This window comes from Bradyrhizobium sp. BR 1432 (assembly GCF_051547705.1).
Classification (GTDB): Bacteria; Pseudomonadota; Alphaproteobacteria; order Rhizobiales; family Xanthobacteraceae; genus Bradyrhizobium; species Bradyrhizobium zhanjiangense.
In genome coordinates, this window is sequence record NZ_JBPUGF010000003.1 from 894,588 (window position 1) to 911,446 (window position 16,859).

Below are 16,859 nucleotides of genomic sequence, written 5' to 3' on the forward strand. Positions count from 1 at the left end.
AGGACTGCCGGACATGACTATCGCGACCTCGCCGCTCCGTTTCCAGGCTTGGCGCCGAGCAATGCTTGCCGTCGGCCGACGCGATCGGGCACGCTGCCATCAGCTATAGCCCCAATCCTTTCTTGCGGCCCAGCTGCCATTCTACTCTACCGCCAGGCATCATGATGCCAGATACCTGCTTTCCGAGATGTTGTTCGAGAGCCGGCCGCCACGGCACCAACTCAAAGCCGAGCCCATCGTCGATCATGGCGAAACGCCCGGAGGCAAGCGTCACGCGCTGGCGGTAGATGCCGGTCACATGATCGCCCTCAGTTGAGGGTTGATAGGTAAGTCCCGACTCTCCGGAAAGCTTGGCAGTCGCGGCTTGCAGATCACGCTGCTGCAAAGTCGCGAGCAAGTCGCGTGCAAACACGATGCGCTGTCCGTACCGGTGCACAAGGCCTTGGCCGGCGAGGTGATCGAGCCGTGCATCCATTGCGGACCGCACCTCAGCGCCAAAGCCGCCTCCGCTGAGCGGCGGATTTTTGGCGAGAAGCTGGCGGTCGAGCCAGGTGGCACCCCTCGCGCTCACCTGCTCCTCGATCGACAGGTCCGAGCGACCGGCTAGTGACATGCGAGGTTTTCCGGTCGCATCCGTGTAGGCGCGCAGCTCGACGATAGCACCGGCTGGCGCATCGCCGGTAAATTCGAGGTCGCCGAACCGCAGATGATGGGTTCGGCCATCGACGCCTGCGACGATCGCATAAGCGGTCCCCTTCAACTCATCGTCCAGACCACGTTGAACCAGGCGGCCAAGGACCGGATCTGTGGGTTCTTCTCCGTGGAGGGCAAAGGTGGCGATGTCCGGCTCCCGCCCCTCGGCACTCATCGCTCGATGCATGGTTTTGATGATGTCGCCGCGCATGCCGAGCTGACGAAGGGTCTGCTCCAGCCCCGGTTTTAAGGTCCAGCAGGCGGGACCTGTGGATTCGGCGAGGCCGAGGCGTTCGAGCTTGACCGCCCTGCCCAGCAGCAGGGGACGCAGTTCAGGATCCTCACCCTTGCGCCCAAGCCTGAGGTCGGCCACACCGGCGCAGTCATCGCAGATCTCGCGCAGCGCTCGGTCAAGGCTGGTCCAGCGCTCAGCCTCGACCTCCCGTTCAAGGCTGGTGCGAACCTCCTGTTCGCTCCGAGGGCCTAACTCAAGGGTGATGCGCTCGGCGGCGCGATCCCGCAAACCGCGGCTGATGTACTCGCGGCTGATCACAAGATCCTGTCCGTCGTCGGCGCGGCCGCGAATCAGGAGATGGACATGCGGGTTGTCCGTGTTCCAGTGATCGACTGCAATCCAATCGAGCTTGGTCGCGAGATCTTTTTCGACGTCGCGCAGAAGCTCGCGAGTAAATGCCTTCAGGTCACCAAGCGCTGCGGCGTCCTCAGGCGAGATAATGAACCGGAAATGGTGACGGTCGCCCTCGCAGCGCTCGGCGAAACCCCGATCGTCGGCGGCATCAGAGCTTGCGTCGAACATCGAAGCATCCTGGCCATCGCGTGTAACGCCCCCACGTTTAAGATAGGCGACGTGCTTGGCCAGTGGCGCAGAGCGGAATCGTGTCCCCCGATGGCGCACCACGCGCGCCTTCGTGACCACGCGCCTGCCGTTCGAACGCAAGCGGATCGAGATTGCCGCACGCCGGCCGCGGCCAAAGCGGGAACGGCTGCGGTCCGAACCTGACCGAAAGGTGTTGCCAACGTGCCCGGCCCTCTTAGCAGCACGCATGACCTGTCCGACGAACGTCTGCGGCCGCCTCGCACCACGATTGCCGTGGTCAATGCGCCCAGGTCGGACGCGCAGGTCATCGTCGCGCATTGTCATGGCGCAAAAAAGCCGCGCGTCGCTGAGGGATGGCGCGGTCGAGGATGATTTTGTTGAGGTAATTTGCAGAAGTGATGGCAGGAGCAGGTGCGCAGATGGCTAATTTCCCAATCCAACCAACCACAAGCGCCGGACCGACGGCCGGCCTTTTCCCTTGCCATCCGCGGTCGGCTGGTCCCTGCAAGTTCCCCAACACTCTCCAACTCGCGACAAACTTCGACGACACACGACGAAATGCGATTGCGATCATCGGGACCCCGTTTCGGTCGATCGCTGCATAAAAAGCTCGGTCGCGCCTGGTACGCGCGCGAGCCTGCCCATGTTCGGGAGATCTTTCGGATTGTTCATTGGATGCAGAACGGATGTTGATCTCGACATAGCCGGCCAGCTATCGGAGCGGTCAAAGAATAGTGCTGCCTGCCGCCACGGAACAGCTTGCGAAATGGCCAAAGTCGCATGCTTGTGCTGATTGATGCCAATCAACCGTACGAGCCTAGCAACGTAGATTTTGGTTTCGTCAGGGAGTGGCCGTCCCGTGGCCAGATAGGCCTCGTAGCGCGTTGGACCGGCGTTGTAAGCTGCGAGAAATCCTTCTGATCCAAACCGGTCCAGCATCTCGCGAATGTAGGCCGTACCTGCGAGAATGTTGTCGTGGGGCTCAAAGGGGTCGACACCGAGATTGTAGCGAGTACTTAGCTCCACCCAAGTCCGGGGCATGATTTGCATCAGGCCTAACGCGCCTCGAGATGAAACGGCGCGCACATTTCCGCCGCTCTCGACTTGCAGAACGGCACGAATCCAGTGCTCCGGGATGGCAAATCGTCGAGATGCTTCAGTCAAGAAAGCAGCATACAAATCTGTAAGCGGAGAGCTCGGCGACAGCACGCCGAGCGCCGTTATTTCCGTCTGCGCCAAAGCATGTGCCGGGGATTGAAGCACCAGAACAGCGCCCAACAGGCGGACTGTCATTGCACGGATCAAAGCGTAGGCGCTTGCGCTCGAGCAGGTCGTGGGAGGCCGGTCCGGCCGCAGAATGTGAGGCGATCGCCGCCAGGCACCCCGCGCGATTGTCTGCAGAAATCTGGCCGGAACGGAGCAGGAGTGCTGTGACCCATCGACTAGCGAAACTGCATCTCCACGAATTGGACCGAGCAAGATCAGTCTCCCTCTGTCCACACCGGCAGGGCTTGCCCGATGATGGCGGATGCTGGGATGGGTCCAAAGTAACGCCCATCGAACGAGTCAGCTGACTGCCAGTTCATGAGAAACACTTCATCTGGCGCTATGATGCGGCATCCGCGCCAAGCCGGCAGCGGCCGGCCACGTGTGTCGCGCTCCTGCGCCAGTCCCATCTCAATGTTATCGACTGAGATGGCGAGGCCATTTCTGCAAACGGTTTGTCCAGGCAACGCCAGGACGCGCTTGAGCATGGGAACACCGGTTGGCAGATAGCCATTCAGGTCGAGGAAGCTCGCAAGTGGCTCGGGCGGCCGAACTGCCACAAGCTCGGTAACCGTCAATCGTGGCGCTGGCTGGAGACGATAGAGACCGATCGGGACGCTCTCTGAAGCGTTCCAGATGTACGATGGCGCCGCCTCTCTGTCGGACGAAAACGCGAGAGCTACCGATCCGCAGATCGCCAAAATAATCATTGACCGTCCCATCAGAGCCCTCGCTTTCGACGTCGCAGCCAAGCCTGATGGCGCGCCTGAGTGTAGGTTCGCGGGGTTTCGCTGACAGAGAGACGGTTGTGAACATGATGCCAGTAATCCGGTGCAGCATCGGCAGGATCGATACCGAGCGCCTCCACCGCATCGATCAATTGCAATGCGCGCTCAACTTTTGTCCATCCTGATAATCGCAGCAGGCTCTCCCCGCCGGGAATAACCCAAGGGATCGTTGAATACCGTTGCCGTGACGATGCGGCGCGTAAAATGTCGATGCGGGACAGAACGCTCCCAAAATCGTTGGACGTCCAGCGCACGAACGCGAAGATGCTGCCGGTCGCAAAAGAAAGAACGCGGCGGTGGCGGTCGATGATCTTTTCCGACACCGGCCGGCCGAATCGAATTCGATTCTCGATTCGCCCTTTAAGCCACAAGATTTCAACAGTTGTGAGTTCACTCATCTGGCGGCTCCTTTGCTCAAAGACATCTCTGGACCGCCCAAACGGCGCTTGTCCTCGAAAAGGGGCAGCACTGAGATCGGCAGCGGCTGAGCGCTTGTCGTGAAACGCCGTAAGGCGCCGCTGCGCAAGCCTTGCGACGGTTGTCCTGCTGATCGCAAACCCAAAACATCTGATCCGTTAGCAGGAATCCGAAGGATTCCACGTCGTGCGGATCGGCTGTCTCGCGCCATTCGTTGATCCAGCGGAAGCGATGCCGTCGGCGCTCGGTCGGCAGTCGAATTGAGCTCAGGACCGTTGTTGGTTGCAGCCGGACGAGTTGAGCCTTGGGTCGCTCAGAGTCGCGCACGCTGGTGCCGCGGCTTACAAAGGTCAGGATTTCACATGGAGTGGCCGCCATCAATCTGGACGTTTTCAGGCCGGCGTCGCGGGCCGCGACGATCTGCGGAGCGGCCCAGATCAAAACCTCTGCATCCCAAATCGCCGCCGTGCCCCGGTCCGGCACAGCGTCCACACGAATCGTGAGTGTCCCAGCGCGGAAGTCGATCGGCACGACCCGTTTCGACCTTGCCAGCGAGAAGAACGGATGCACCATCAAATCTCGCGCAACGCGTGGTGCGGGATTGCCGCGCAATGAGCGACACAGATCGAGTTGACCGCGCTCCGAACGACGTCGCCCATTGGCAGATGATTTGGCATCCGACATGGTCAGCGCCGTTCCTTGCCCGCATACGGAATAGGTGTGTGGCGCTTTGCGGGCAAAACCGTCCCTACGCCTGGATCGCTGGTTGATTTCTTGGCTCCGCGGTCTGCCCACGCTTTTAGGTCTTCGAGCGCATAAACAACACGACCGCCGAGCTTGCGATAGGTCGGTCCAGTGCCATAGGTGCGATGCTTTTCCAGAGTTCGGCCGGAGAGGCCGAGAAAGCGCGCCGCTTCAGGGGTGCGCAAATATCGCGGCGGCAAGCCGGCAGTCGGATCGGGCATTTGAGAGGCTCCGTGCTCGTCTGGAGGACGGGCGAGATTGATCGCGCGCCGACGAGCATCATGGCGGAGTAGAAGCGCTTAGGGGGATGCCGAAGATGCAGGGATGATTTTCGGCACCCCCTGTTCGGTTCCTTGCAAGAGACAGGCCGATCGGTCGCCGCACATCAATGCGAATCAGGTTGCACAAAGCGACAATCCGTGCGCGGTTCGGAGGTCGAGAGGCGTGCTAAACCCGTTGCAAGCCCGAATAAAACGCTTGCAGGACGACGCGGTATTTGACATCGCAGCTGGCGGCGCCGAGCGAAACAGTTTGGGCCGGCAAACTGGAGAGAACTCCTCGTTAGCTTTTAGGCTCCTCGATATCTCTTCGAGCGCAACGTTTAGCCGAATCCAAGAGGGAGGAGAATTTGCGGGTCGCAAGTTCAATCGCAGCGCAGCTGACGAGGCGCTCACGGCTTCGAAGCCGCATCAGAGGTACTGCCCGGAGGCCATTCGTACGGGTTGGCTGAGTGGTGATGCTGTGAGGCAAGCTCGTGCGGCTTGGGCATACCTCTTCATTTCAGAGACTGCTTAACCCGCAGCTTCGGCTGTCATGCGCAGCGACATGGAAGTGGAGAACTACATGCGGCATTTGAGACACAGGTGGCCGAGGTATCCGGCACAGATCAGAACAATCGTTAACTTGCTCTCGTCAGAATTCGGGGATCTCCGGGCGCGCACGACATCCATAAGCCGTCGTGCCACACTCGAACTCGCCAAATTCAGGGAGCAGCTGCCGGAACGCCATCCAGCATCCGAAAGGATGCGACCGGCTTGTCTTACTGAACCCCAGCATAAAGCTGAGGTGAGCGTGCAGGGAGGGCGACAGGTAGCCAACGTCTCTGCAGCACTTCCCAAAGGTTACGTCGTAGTTCCGTCACAACGGCGCGACCGAGTGCTTTCAAGGGCCGACGAACATCATCGTCCCCTCTCTATTCCTTACGAGATGAAGGACGGAGCAATGCGCGATAGCCACCTCGCATCAGCGCGAAACCCGACCGAACCAGGCGAATAACTCGGCTACGCAGCTCGTGGGTTTTCCAGGCCTGCTCAGAGATGCGTCTTGGGCCAAACAGCACCTCGGCGATGGCACGATAGGAAATCCCATCCATGCGCCCATCGAGGGCACGCAGAGTCAGGGCCAATCGCTTGCGTCGGTGTGCCGATAGTTGATCAATCGGACGTCTTGGCGAGCGACCATTGATCGCACGCCACAATCGAATTGAGGCGTGCGCGCGAATCTCGAAGTCCGGATCGAGTATCGGCAGTTCGATCGCATAAGCCGCACCTAAACGCTGGGCCTGTTTCAGCCACAGGTGATGTTGGGTTCCGTGAATTCGCAATACCGCATGCCAACCATCAGCTGCCTGTCGGATGCTGTGCGAAGGAAGATCGGCAAGGGCAAGCCCAACGGCAACGCTGCCCGAACCGGCATCGCTTTGAACGACGGGTAGCACAGCTGGCATGGCCTCCGGCGCCCAGAAGATGGTTTGCTCCTGAAAAGACCTCTGCGGGTCATGAGCGAAAGCAGAGGCCCCATCTCCTCCGGAATTCAGGCGTCGCTTGCCCGTGTTTCGCGAACGTGTCGCGGTAGTCAGCTTGATATTCGGGATTGCGACGGAGGCTTTCCCAAGCGAAATCCGACATCTCGCCGGCTGTAACGCTCTGATACGACTCCGGTGAGCGCCAGTCGAATTTAGACACTGCTGTGATCTCCCGCCAAAGAAATTGCGGCGCAGTGTCTATTAAGCCTTGGGTTGTCGCGGAAGTCCCTAATTGTGCATCACGGTGATGCACGCAGGCGATCACCCTATCAATGAGAGAGATCTTTTCTAAGTGGCGCAGCCCGGACGATATAATTTTGCTATTTGGGGCCGTCGGTGCGGAGCAAGTGACGGTAGCCGCGCTCAGCCATCCATTTCGCCCGCGCCAAATGGCTGTCGAATGCATTGCGAGCGCGGTCGGGTTCGCGGTCGGCATCAAGATGCAGCACGATCCTGGAAACTTCTTTCCAGTCGGCGCCATCGGCCTCGGCATCGAGGAGTCGCCAATACGTCACCAGATGCTGCTCGTCATACGGCGTCAACGCCGCATCTGTGGGCGCCAGGTCTGCGACATCGGGAGCAAGCGGTGTTTGCATAAGAATCCCGCAAAGAATGAGAACAAACGTGCGCGTGGCGACTCAAGGCTGGGGGCTTGCTCGTTGCAAGCCACACTTTAGGCCTATTCCTGGTTCCGTCCCACCCGGAATACACATTATAGGAGATAAACCTCAGAGTATGTAAAGACGCAACTTGCGCGGATGGACATGCGCAAGTTGGTGGGCCGGAATTTCGTAAAGCTGCGGAAGCGGAAAGGCTTCACGCAGGAGAAATTCGCCGAGGCATCCGGCTTTACTCAGCAATACATCAGCGGGTTGGAGACTGGTCGGCGCAATCCGACTGTGGTGACGCTGTTCGAGCTCGCAGACGTCCTGGGCGTCAGCCACGTCGACCTTGTCTTGCCTGATGAAGAATTTTGCAAACAGCGTCCCAAGACAGGGAAGCGAAATTCATAGGAATGCGGTCGATCCGGATGGATCCCCATCTCGGTGAGGCTTGCTGCCGGCGTCAAGAGTGCCCGTCCCTATTAGATAGGACCGGGCATTGGCGGAGCTAGTATGGACACTTATTGCATCCACAAGTCGAGTGGCAGCGAAAGTGCGCGATAATGCCGGGCGGTTTTTCGAAGCGGGTTTGGAGAAGCAGCACTCCACGAGTGCGACGCAGGACATAGAGATGCTTGTCGAGCGGATATTTGAGCCGCGTGACGGGCTGTCGGGGATGACGGCGAGCACTCGCTAGGCCGCGATGTCCTGGCGCAAAGATCGGCATCATAGGCTGCGATGACGACGACGGCGGGCAGTCCCTCGATCAATGCGGCGGCTTGCGGTGCATCGCCCTTCTGGCCTGCGGTGAGCGTGAACCATACGGGACATCGCAGTCCGCGAGCGGCCATATGTATCTTCGTGGCCGCGCGAGCGGCCGGCGTACTGATGCGCCCGGACGATGGTGGAATCGACGATCAAATATTCCAAGTCTGGATCACCGGACATCGCCTCGAAGATCCGCCGGCAAACACGCTTATTGCCTCTCTATCACACCCAACGTCGCCTCCCAAAAAGAAGCCTTGAATCAAATTTGCGCCTAAAAGAAACTCCTTAGAGTCCACGCCATCTGTGGCATACGTCTATGTCAGCGAGGTTTTCGAAGGTGGAAGTCATCACCGACGTTGCCGCCAGCGTCGGTTTACGACGGAACTGAAGCTTTGGTCGTCCACGAAACGCTGCCCGTCGCCATGAAGCCTCTCGAGCATAGTCTTCCGATGGAGACGGCTGATGAGAGAAGCGAACAAGGAAGCAGTGCGGGAGGAGGATGATGTGGTCGCGCCGATCCGAGGTCCGGCGGCTCGAACGGGTACGTGACCTCAAATGCATGTTCGGCCGCAAGACCATCAAATCCCAAGGGAGGCTCTTGAGCTTGAGCGGGTAACAAACCGACCATGCTGCCGCGATCGCAGCACCGGAGGATACTCTGTGAAACAGATCGGAGGCCCCGGTGGCCTGGGCGTCCATTCGTGGCCTACTGCAGTCCTTACTCAGTCCGTACCCTTTGCGTGGTGATGCTCAACAATTGCAATCCATTGGGATTCCTGTAACGATTGGCGAGGTTTTCGAACAACTCACCGATCTCCTGTGGTCGGACAGCAAATTCTCCATAGTTCGGATCGAACAGCGTAACCATTCCGCCCGACGCTGATGTCGCAACCAAGTGTCTTTCGCGTCGTCCACCCCGCTCGAAACACAAGCTGAGCGAATACTTTCTCCCATCGGCGGTGATTTTGCGCGCCAATTCCGAGAAGCTCGTTGCATTGCCAAATGTGTATGTGTTCCCTGTTTCGGACGGATGCAAGCCAGCGTCCCTCAACACGGTGGCCCTTGCACGAAAACCCGCCTCAGACCTTCCTATCTCCTCGTTTCGCGAAGATCGCATAAGCCCCTCATAGTTCCGCTGGCACGCAGCCGCTGCGTGGTGCCCATCCGAGCCGGGTGCCAGCGCAGCCATTCGGGATCTCGGGCTGTTCGGGAGATTGCTGAGCCATCCTGCAGTGAGCCCAACGCAGATGTTAGCTCTGTTCGCGTCCTGCAATTCGGCCGTCCTTTGTCGGGACAGCGAGATGCTCATCCTAGGTGGAGAGGATGTGCCGGGGTTGGCTGGATCCGAGGCATCTGCCTTGCTGGTGCAGCACCCCATTCTTTCAGGCAGACCCGCAAGAGCTTTATCAAACCTGTCACTGTTTGCCGACTCGCTTAGCTCATCAGTTTGGCCAGCGAGTGTTGATGAGTGGCTGATTTGATTGAGCATGTCGATTTCGCCTTTGCTAAGGTTGTGTCGCTCCCGCGTTGCGAACGATACTCAGTCAAGCTGACGGCAAGCTGATTGGCGGGTGTTGCCCAAGTCCGAGAGCAACCTTTGGAGCACCGCTAGCGACGCGGAGGCAACCGGAAACGGAACATCAGGATCTTGTTCATCCAGTTCTCTCTTTCCCAATGCTCGCGTTCAACGTGAAGGGAGTGAACTGCTGCATGATGGTGGCGCGCACCGAGTTCGTGCAGCCTATGATGCAGGTGATGACGTGCAAGCTCTAGGCGGCCTGGACTTTAAGGGTACCCATTTGAGAGCAAATCAGATTCAAGTCTTCTTTTTGGGAGGCAGCGTTGGGTGGGATGGATCGCTTGGTACTGAGCGACGCGGCCTGGGAGTGAATGGCGCCGCTGATCATAGGCCGGTCGGACCAGAAGGGCTCGACCGGGCGGGATAACCGGATGTTGGTGGAAGGTGCGCTTTGGGTCGTGCGCACGGGCTCTGCCTAGCGGATCTTCCGGAGGCCGTCGGGGAATGGAACAGCGTATTCCGGCGCTTCAGCCGATTGAGCATCAAGCGTGTTTGGTGGCGGATCTTCGAGGCGATGTCCGATGATCCGGACTTGGAATATATGATCGTCGATTCCACCATCGTCCGGGCGCATTAGCACGCCCGGCGAAAAAGGGATCTGAAGATCAGGCGCTTGGCCGCTCGCGCGGCGTACTGAGCACGCGCAACTTCGACGGGCGTCCCCGAATTCTTGGTCGCAACCGGCCAAGGTGGGCCCGGAGCCACGAATTGTGCATTACGTGATGCACGTACGCGATCACGCCCATCAGCGAGAGAAATTCCTTGCCTCGAGCGCGATCTATACGAAAGATTTTACTACTTGGGGGCGCAAATGCGAAGCAAGTGGCCGTAGCCATGGTGAGCCATCCATTTTGCACGAGCCAAATGGCCGTCATATGCATTGCGAGCGCGGACGGGCTCGCAATCGGGATCAAGATGCAACACGATCCGCGCAACTTCTTTCCAGTCGGCTCCATCGGCCTCAGCATCGAGGAGACGCCAATACGTCACGAGATGCTGCTCGTCATAGCTCGTCAGCACCGACTCATTCGGCACGACGTCCGCGAGATCTGGATCTAACGCCAGCTTTTTCATGTCAGCCCACGCGCCGAGTTCGCCATCTGCATTTGACGAACTTAGTGCAATAGGATGGCTATAGCCAGTGGTTTGATGGCCTGCCAAATGGCTGCTTTAGCGCATGAAAGCTCGTGCGCTTGTGGCCTGGAATGTGCGCCGGATTCGCGTGAATCTCGGTATTCCGCAGGAGCAATTGGCTCACGATGCGGGGATTGACCGCTCATATATGGGCGGGCTTGAGCGACAAGCAGCGACCCCAACAATCGATTTTCTCGACAGGCTCGCTAAAACGCTTGGTGTTCATCTATCTGAGTTCTTCGTCCAACCACCCAAAGGAGCGACCCCTCATAAAACATTGCGCAAAGGTCGCAAGCCGGCGCGTCCACATTACAAGAAGAAATGACGCGCTGTTCGCTTTGGGTTCGCCCGGCCTCAAAGAGAGCCCCGCCCGATGAGATCGGGCGGGGCGTTGGCGGCACGAGGCTTATTCGCCGGTCTTGCGCGGCCGGGACCAGAGCAGCGTGTAGCCTTCGCCGGCTTCATCGTCGAACAGGTTCGCATAGATCGGCGCGTTGAACGAAGGATCATCGAGCTTGAGCGAGAGGTAGTCGCGACCTTCCTCGGAGCGCTTGGACCAGGCCGCCCCGATTTCTGCCCGGCCCACATAGACGCGGTGGCTGGGAGCGTTCTCGTTTGAGCGGTTGGTCTCGGCGACGATGCGGACGCCCTTGGCCTGCAGAACTCAGCGTGACGATCTCACCCTGGAAATCGTTGCCGATCTTTTTGAAGGTACCGATGCTAGCCATGTCACTTCTCCTTGAGTTGTTTCGAGCCCGCGACCACCGCGGCCTCGATGGCGATCTGAGGGCGGAAGACGATCGGCGACGCACCCGCTCTTTCGCGGGCCGGAGCGTCAAGCGGAGGACACCGCCGGGGAGACTTTCTTGGCTCGCGAGGAATGGGCGTAGCCCAGGGGAAGAAAGTCTCAACCGGCGGCGTTGCGGCTCAGACGATCGAGGCGCAGCCGGTCTTCGGCCAGATCAAGCCAACGAGGCGAGGTGCGTCCGAGCGCTGAACACAGACTTAAGCGGAAGAAAAATGGCGGAGCTCGTTTTGCAAAACAAGAAGGCGGTCGGTTTCGAGGTAGAGAAAGAAAGAGCATGCGGGAAACGGCGGCATCGTCGCTCGGCAAAACCCGCCGCCGAGCCTCTCCCATTCTCCCTCGAGTGGGCCGAATGAGGCCGGCACAGCGTGATCTAGCGCAAGGAAGACCACCGTTTTTTTTTAGAGCTTTATCGATGAGAGCCTGGGCAGCCCGGAAAGAAAAGCAATTGCGGACATAGCGGCCGGACGCTAATCCCCGCGGCTCTTGTCCGTCACAACCAATTGCGGCAGATTTTGCTCGCGCCCACGCATTGGCCGGTTGCGGGCGAGCCGCACTTTCTTCCCGGACACTATGACCGCTTGGCTGTCAATCGGCTTGCAAATTTGACCCCTCATCGGCGTCCAATTTTGGCCCTGACTCACTTTTGATGCAGTTCGGGAGATGTCTGGCGCTTTGATTGGGGAGAATCAGCGCCATGCAGCGAGCACTCCAACGCTCCAGTCTGGTGCCGCGTGGGTTTGTTGTAGAGAGTGCGTGCTACGAGGGTGATAAGGCCGTCATCACTGTCCGGCCATCCGGAAGTGTCGGCTTGTGTCCATCGTGTGGACAGTTTCGCGGCGTATCCATAGCCGGTATCGGCGCCGCGTGACCGATCTGCCGCTGTCCGGGCGGGTCGTAGAGCTCCAGGTGATCGCCCGCCGCTTCCGCTGCGAGGCCGTCCTGTGCGGACGCCAGATCTTCACTGAGCGTTTCGCCGACGGGATATTGGCTCCATCGGCGCGACGCACGGCGAGGCTGGACTTTATCGTCCATCACCTCGGTCTGGCGCTTGGCGGTCGACCGGCGGCGGGCTTCGCAAAACGGCTGATGCTGCCAGTGAGCAAGGACACGCTTCTGCGCGTGGTCCGACGCCGCAGCCGTTCGCCGGCCGATCCTCCCAAGGTCATCGGCATTGATGACTGGGCCTGGCGGCGCAATCACCGATACGCCAGCATCATCTGCAACCTGGAGATGCGCCGTGGTCACCTTGCTGCCCGATCGTGAGCCCGCGACCGCCCACGCCTGGCTGGCTGCTCATCCCTCGATCTCGGTCGTCGCCCGCGATCGTGGCGGCGGATATGGCGAAGCGGCAGCAAAGGCCCTGCCGCACGCGGTGCAGGTCGCCGACCGCTGGCATTTAATGGAGAACGCCAGTCGGGCCTTCCTTGACGCCGTCCGCAAATCGATGCGCCAGATACGCACCGTCATCGGTGCAACCAAGATCGATCCCACGCTGCTAACAGCCGCCGAGCGCCTCCAGTATGAGGGCTATCTGCGCCGCGAGGAGACCAATGAAGCCATCCTGGCTCTGTCGAAGAGCGGCATACCCATCAAGCAGATCGTGCGCCAGACTGGCCATAGCAGGAAGCTGGTACGGCAGGTGATCCGCGGTGAACGCACCGATGTATTCCGAGCCCGACAAAGTTCGTTGGATCCGCATTTGCCATGGCTCGATGATCAGTGGGCGTCCGGCTGTCGCAACGGGGCTGAGCTTTGGCGCCGCTCAACGGCGCGTGGCTTCCGCGGCTCGCTCCGCGTCGTCAGCGAGTGGGCGACCCGCAGACGACGGGCTGAAAAGGCCGACGCAAAAAACCTCCAGCGGATTCCGTCGGCCAGAACAATCGCGCGCCTCATGACAATCGGGCGGGACCTGCTCACGAAAGCGGAGACCGTCACGGTCGCGGCGATCGAAGCTGGCGTACCAACCCTGGTCGAGGCACGCGAGATCATCGCCGAATTCCACATGATGATCCGGCGCAAGACCGAGGCGGGTCTCATCCCATGGATTGAGCGCGCCCGCGCCAGTCCCGTCGCCTCGTTCGCCAGCGGCGTCGCGAAAGATGAAGCGGCGGTTCGAGCAGCGATCACTTTGCCTTGGTCCAACGGACAGACTGAAGGTCAGATCACGCGCCTCAAGCTAGTCAGACGTCAAATGTACGGTCGCGGGAAAATCGATCTGCTTCAAGCCAGATTGATCGGCGCCGAATAATCGGAGCTGCACCAAAATTGCGTCAGAGCCAATTTTGGACGCCGATCCCCCGGCTTAGGGGGTCAATATTGCAGGCCGAATGACAGCTTGGCTTTGCCAATGTCATTCAGTCCCCATGGGCAATGAGATCGGTGGGACGATCATCGAGGCCACGTGTCAAAGCGGTCATAAAGCGCCAGGGGAGTCCCTCGGGCTCCAGAAAGCATGTGAAATTTTCGAGCCCTCAAACCTTCCGGTACTGCGCGGGCGATCGGGGCCGAACCATGGTCCGCCGCCTCCCCGCTCACATCGCGGAATAGCTGTCATCTCCGGGTCGGCCCCTGTGGGGCACGATGCGATTCGGCCGATTCGCCCAAGCGTGTTGTGGTGTTTCTGGTCGTCTGGCCGGTTGCCGATCGGAATAACGGAGATCGCTGTCGTGCGGGTCTTGCTGTCTTCTGCCAAGAACGCCTCATCCGAGTAGATCGGGCGAGGCGTTTGTTGAGCGAGGCCGGGACTAAACACGCGCCGACAGAGAGACGGTCTGCACGCTCCGACACCGGCCGCCCCCTGACCTTACCCCAGGCGATCAGGCCGAACGTGGCTTTGTCAAGCAATGCGCCTTCACGCGCGTGCCGATCCTCACGTTGGCGGAAGGCAAGATCAGTTCGATCACGTCGGACTAAAAGAGTACGACGACGCGCTGTTAAAGCTTTCGACCAAAAGGCACCGGCTGATACGACCTAGCTGTGGTGTCTCAGGAGGTTGTCCATCTGTTCTGAATCAAGGAGCTGAGGTTGCGGCGCTTCCGTGTTCCAAGGAGAGACCAGATGAAGGTTCACCAGAGCGCGCCTCACTCTCGCCTCGTGCCCCCGAAGGGCAGGCCTTCGAAGCACGAGGCACATCCTGCTGTGAGCACGCGCGACAAGCCGCGCATGATTCTCCGGGGTTAAGCCGCCTTCTGCCCGCTCCCACCAGCATCGAGCCCGGCATAAATCCCGCGCTCGAAGCCCGCGAACGTCTCCAGACACTTCGCGTCGGCGAACGGCAACAGCTGCATCAGGATCACGCCGGTGACGTCGCGCGACGGGTCGATCCAGTAATAGGTGTTGGCGAGGCCCGCCCAGGCGAGACTGCCCGCGCTGCGCCCTTCCGCGGTCTTGGCGGTGTTGATGAGGAAGCTCAGCCCCCACTTCTTCACCTGCTCCGGATAGAGATCGACGTCGTTGGTGTACATCGGCGCCGCCGTCGTCATCTTGCCCATGGCGAGATCGCCGATGTGGTTCTGTCCCATCGTCGCAACCGTCTCCGCCTTCAGCACTTGGTTGCCGTTGCCGCGGCCCTTGTTGAGAATCATCTGGGTGAACTTGATGTAGTCGCCCGCGGTCGAGTAGAGGCCACCGCCGCCCATGTGGAATTCCGGCTCCTGCTCGAGCTCGAACGGGATCGATGCGAGCTGGCCGTCCTCGCCGCGCGCATGCATGCCGACCAGACGCTTGTGCATGCTATCGGTGATCTTGAAAGCGGTGTCGCTCATGCCGAGCGGCGCGAACATATTGTCGCGCAAATACGCATCGAGCCGCTTGCCGCTGACGGCCTCCACCGCCTTGCCGACGAAATCGATGTTGGTGCCGTATTCCCAGCGCATGCCGGGATCGGTCATGATTGGCGTCTTCAGCGCCGCATTCTGGCAGGTGGTGATGGCGGGGATCCCCGTCTTCTCCAGATACACCGCGAGATCGCCGTTCCACATGTTGTAGCAGAAGCCCGCAGTGTGGGTCATGAGGTGGCGCAGCGTGATCGGCCCCTTCGCAGGCCGCAGCTTCGGCTCGCCCTTGGCATCGAAGCCTTCGAGCACCTGCGGGGTGGCGAGATCGGGCAGCACTTCACCGATCGGCGCATCCAGCGACAGCTTGCCCTCTTCGACGAGCTGCATCGCGCCGGCTGATGTCACCGCCTTCGTCATCGAGGCGATCCAGAACACGCTGTCCGCGGTCATCGCATCGGGCTTGGACAGGTCGCGCTTGCCGAACGCACCCTGATACAGCACTTCTTTACCGCTGGCGGCGATGGCGACGACGCCGGGAATTTCCTTGGTCTCGCTCTTCTGGCGCAGAAGTTCGTCGATCTGGGCTCGGCTTTGCATACGTGTTTCCTCCGGTTTGAGATTATTGTTGGAAGTAGATCAATTGTCATCCTTGCAGGTCGTGTGGCAAGCGCATCAACCTTGGCAACTGTTCGCGATGTCCCAATTTGAGCGGGAGCGTGCTAGCCCAGGACGACAAAGCGACTTAACTGCAACACGTCGACAGAAACTGCAGCGATGGACGCGCTTCGCTGTGCCCATTGGAGGCCGAGGCGATAAGTTTCGAGAGTTTCGAAGCACTTGAGACATTTTGTTGCTGCGACGTTCGGCTTTGGGCCGGACCGATGCGGCCGATATTAAGCTTGATGCAAATTTTGGCGGCGTTTGGGCCACGAGGGAAGATGATTTCGATGTCGGTCGAATGAAAGCGCTCTCCCTTTGAATGGCGAGGCGCTGCCGGCCCGCAGGTTTTGTTCTCAGAGGGAGCGCAGTCACGGCCTGTCGCCGCCTGCAGCAGGCTGAGCGTCACGTCAGTTGAGATCAGGGGCAGTCCCGACTGGCGTTGACACACAAAAGATAGCAATGTCGGTGTCGCTATCCTTTGAAACGGTTTCTCCCTGTCACTCTTCGCCTGTCCGCACGAAAAGGTGCCCCGCCCGATGAGATCGGGCGGGGCGTTGGCGGCGCGAGGCTTACTCGCCGGTCTTGCGCGGCCGGGACCAGAGCAGGGTGTAGCCGTCGCCGGCTTCATCGTCGAACAGGTTCGCATAGATCGGCGCGTTGAACGAGGGATCATCGAGCTTGAGCGAGAGGTAGTCGCGGCCTTCCTCGGAGCGCTTGGACCAGGCCGCCCCGATTTCTGCCCGGCCCACATAGACGCGGTGGCTGGGAGCGTTCTCGTTTGAGCGGTTGGCCTCGGCGACGATGCGCACGCCCTTGGCCTGCAGGCTCAGCGTGACGATCTCACCCTGGAAATCGTTGCCGACCTTTTTGAAAGTACCGATGCTAGCCATGTCACTTCTCCTTGAGTTGTTTCGAGCCCCGCGACCACCGCGGCCTCGATGGCGATCACCGAAGACGATCGGCGACGCACCCGCTCTTTCGC

The 16,859-nt window shown here is 59.9% G+C and carries 15 protein-coding genes and 5 pseudogenes; 4 read left to right on the forward strand and 16 right to left on the reverse strand.

Annotation, left to right across the window (positions count from 1 at the left end):
• Positions 1–103: 103 nt before the first annotated feature.
• From ACSKB8_RS04270 to ACSKB8_RS04310, 9 genes and pseudogenes are all read right to left on the reverse strand, one after another.
• Positions 104–1,855 (reverse strand): relaxase/mobilization nuclease domain-containing protein, encoded by a 1,752-nt coding sequence (locus tag ACSKB8_RS04270; protein WP_438102731.1) that lies wholly within the window; start codon positions 1,853–1,855, stop codon positions 104–106.
• A gap of 246 nt (positions 1,856–2,101) precedes the next feature.
• Positions 2,102–2,809, reverse strand: coding sequence for a lytic transglycosylase domain-containing protein (locus ACSKB8_RS04275; RefSeq protein ID WP_438102733.1), 708 nt, complete (start codon positions 2,807–2,809; stop codon positions 2,102–2,104).
• Between the two features lie 203 nt (positions 2,810–3,012).
• Positions 3,013–3,507 (reverse strand): S26 family signal peptidase, encoded by a 495-nt coding sequence (locus ACSKB8_RS04280; RefSeq protein WP_438102735.1) that lies wholly within the window; start codon positions 3,505–3,507, stop codon positions 3,013–3,015.
• An 11-nt stretch (positions 3,508–3,518) separates the two neighbouring features.
• Positions 3,519–3,983 carry a DUF2840 domain-containing protein gene (locus ACSKB8_RS04285; protein ID WP_438102736.1) on the reverse strand — a complete coding sequence of 155 codons (465 nt, stop codon included), beginning with the start codon at positions 3,981–3,983 and terminating at the stop codon, positions 3,519–3,521.
• Positions 3,984–4,188: 205 nt separating this feature from the next.
• Positions 4,189–4,686, reverse strand: a pseudogene (locus ACSKB8_RS04290) (replication initiator protein A); the annotation flags it as partial.
• 2 nt (positions 4,687–4,688) lie between these two features.
• Positions 4,689–4,967: a helix-turn-helix transcriptional regulator gene (locus tag ACSKB8_RS04295; protein ID WP_438102738.1), complete on the reverse strand. Its 279-nt coding sequence runs from the start codon at positions 4,965–4,967 to the stop codon at positions 4,689–4,691.
• 971 nt (positions 4,968–5,938) lie between these two features.
• Positions 5,939–6,472, reverse strand: a complete 534-nt coding sequence (locus ACSKB8_RS04300; RefSeq protein ID WP_438102740.1) for a DUF2285 domain-containing protein — start codon at positions 6,470–6,472, stop codon at positions 5,939–5,941.
• 49 nt (positions 6,473–6,521) lie between these two features.
• The gene (locus ACSKB8_RS04305; protein ID WP_438102741.1) at positions 6,522–6,986 is read right to left on the reverse strand and encodes a transcriptional regulator domain-containing protein; all 465 of its coding nucleotides are present in this window, start codon (positions 6,984–6,986) and stop codon (positions 6,522–6,524) included.
• Complete coding sequence (locus ACSKB8_RS04310; protein WP_438102743.1) at positions 6,871–7,146, reverse strand: DNA -binding domain-containing protein; 276 nt, start codon at positions 7,144–7,146, stop codon at positions 6,871–6,873. The genes ACSKB8_RS04305 and ACSKB8_RS04310 overlap by 116 nt, the downstream gene beginning before the upstream one ends.
• A gap of 162 nt (positions 7,147–7,308) precedes the next feature.
• Here ACSKB8_RS04310 and ACSKB8_RS04315 point away from each other — a divergent pair, with 162 nt between their 5' ends.
• Positions 7,309–7,563, forward strand: a complete 255-nt coding sequence (locus tag ACSKB8_RS04315) for a helix-turn-helix domain-containing protein (RefSeq protein WP_438102745.1) — start codon at positions 7,309–7,311, stop codon at positions 7,561–7,563.
• Between the two features lie 177 nt (positions 7,564–7,740).
• Here the strand turns inward: ACSKB8_RS04315 and ACSKB8_RS04320 are convergent.
• Positions 7,741–8,130, reverse strand: a pseudogene (locus tag ACSKB8_RS04320) (transposase); the annotation flags it as partial.
• A 508-nt stretch (positions 8,131–8,638) separates the two neighbouring features.
• A complete protein-coding gene (locus ACSKB8_RS04325; RefSeq protein ID WP_438102747.1) occupies positions 8,639–9,409 on the reverse strand; it encodes a YopT-type cysteine protease domain-containing protein in 771 nt (256 codons plus the stop codon).
• Between the two features lie 401 nt (positions 9,410–9,810).
• Between ACSKB8_RS04325 and ACSKB8_RS04330 the strand changes: the two are divergent.
• Positions 9,811–10,144, forward strand: a pseudogene (locus ACSKB8_RS04330) (transposase); the annotation flags it as partial.
• A gap of 150 nt (positions 10,145–10,294) precedes the next feature.
• Here the strand turns inward: ACSKB8_RS04330 and ACSKB8_RS04335 are convergent.
• Positions 10,295–10,573, reverse strand: a complete 279-nt coding sequence (locus ACSKB8_RS04335; protein WP_438102748.1) for a DNA -binding domain-containing protein — start codon at positions 10,571–10,573, stop codon at positions 10,295–10,297.
• 103 nt (positions 10,574–10,676) lie between these two features.
• On the opposite strand from ACSKB8_RS04335, the gene ACSKB8_RS04340 reads away from it, so the two are divergent.
• Positions 10,677–10,958, forward strand: coding sequence for a helix-turn-helix domain-containing protein (locus ACSKB8_RS04340; protein WP_438102750.1), 282 nt, complete (start codon positions 10,677–10,679; stop codon positions 10,956–10,958).
• A gap of 81 nt (positions 10,959–11,039) precedes the next feature.
• On the opposite strand, the pseudogene ACSKB8_RS04345 reads toward ACSKB8_RS04340, so the two are convergent.
• Positions 11,040–11,361, reverse strand: a pseudogene (locus ACSKB8_RS04345) (DUF736 domain-containing protein).
• Between the two features lie 774 nt (positions 11,362–12,135).
• Here ACSKB8_RS04345 and ACSKB8_RS04350 point away from each other — a divergent pair.
• Positions 12,136–13,689, forward strand: a pseudogene (locus ACSKB8_RS04350) (ISL3 family transposase).
• A gap of 928 nt (positions 13,690–14,617) precedes the next feature.
• On the opposite strand, the gene ACSKB8_RS04355 reads toward ACSKB8_RS04350, so the two are convergent.
• From ACSKB8_RS04355 to ACSKB8_RS04365, 3 genes are all read right to left on the reverse strand, one after another.
• Positions 14,618–15,814 (reverse strand): serine hydrolase domain-containing protein, encoded by a 1,197-nt coding sequence (locus tag ACSKB8_RS04355; RefSeq protein WP_438102751.1) that lies wholly within the window; start codon positions 15,812–15,814, stop codon positions 14,618–14,620.
• A 145-nt stretch (positions 15,815–15,959) separates the two neighbouring features.
• On the reverse strand, positions 15,960–16,283 hold the full coding sequence (locus ACSKB8_RS04360) for a hypothetical protein (protein ID WP_438102753.1): 324 nt from the start codon (positions 16,281–16,283) through the stop codon (positions 15,960–15,962).
• 163 nt (positions 16,284–16,446) lie between these two features.
• Positions 16,447–16,767, reverse strand: coding sequence for a DUF736 domain-containing protein (locus ACSKB8_RS04365; RefSeq protein ID WP_438102755.1), 321 nt, complete (start codon positions 16,765–16,767; stop codon positions 16,447–16,449).
• Positions 16,768–16,859 lie beyond the last annotated feature (92 nt).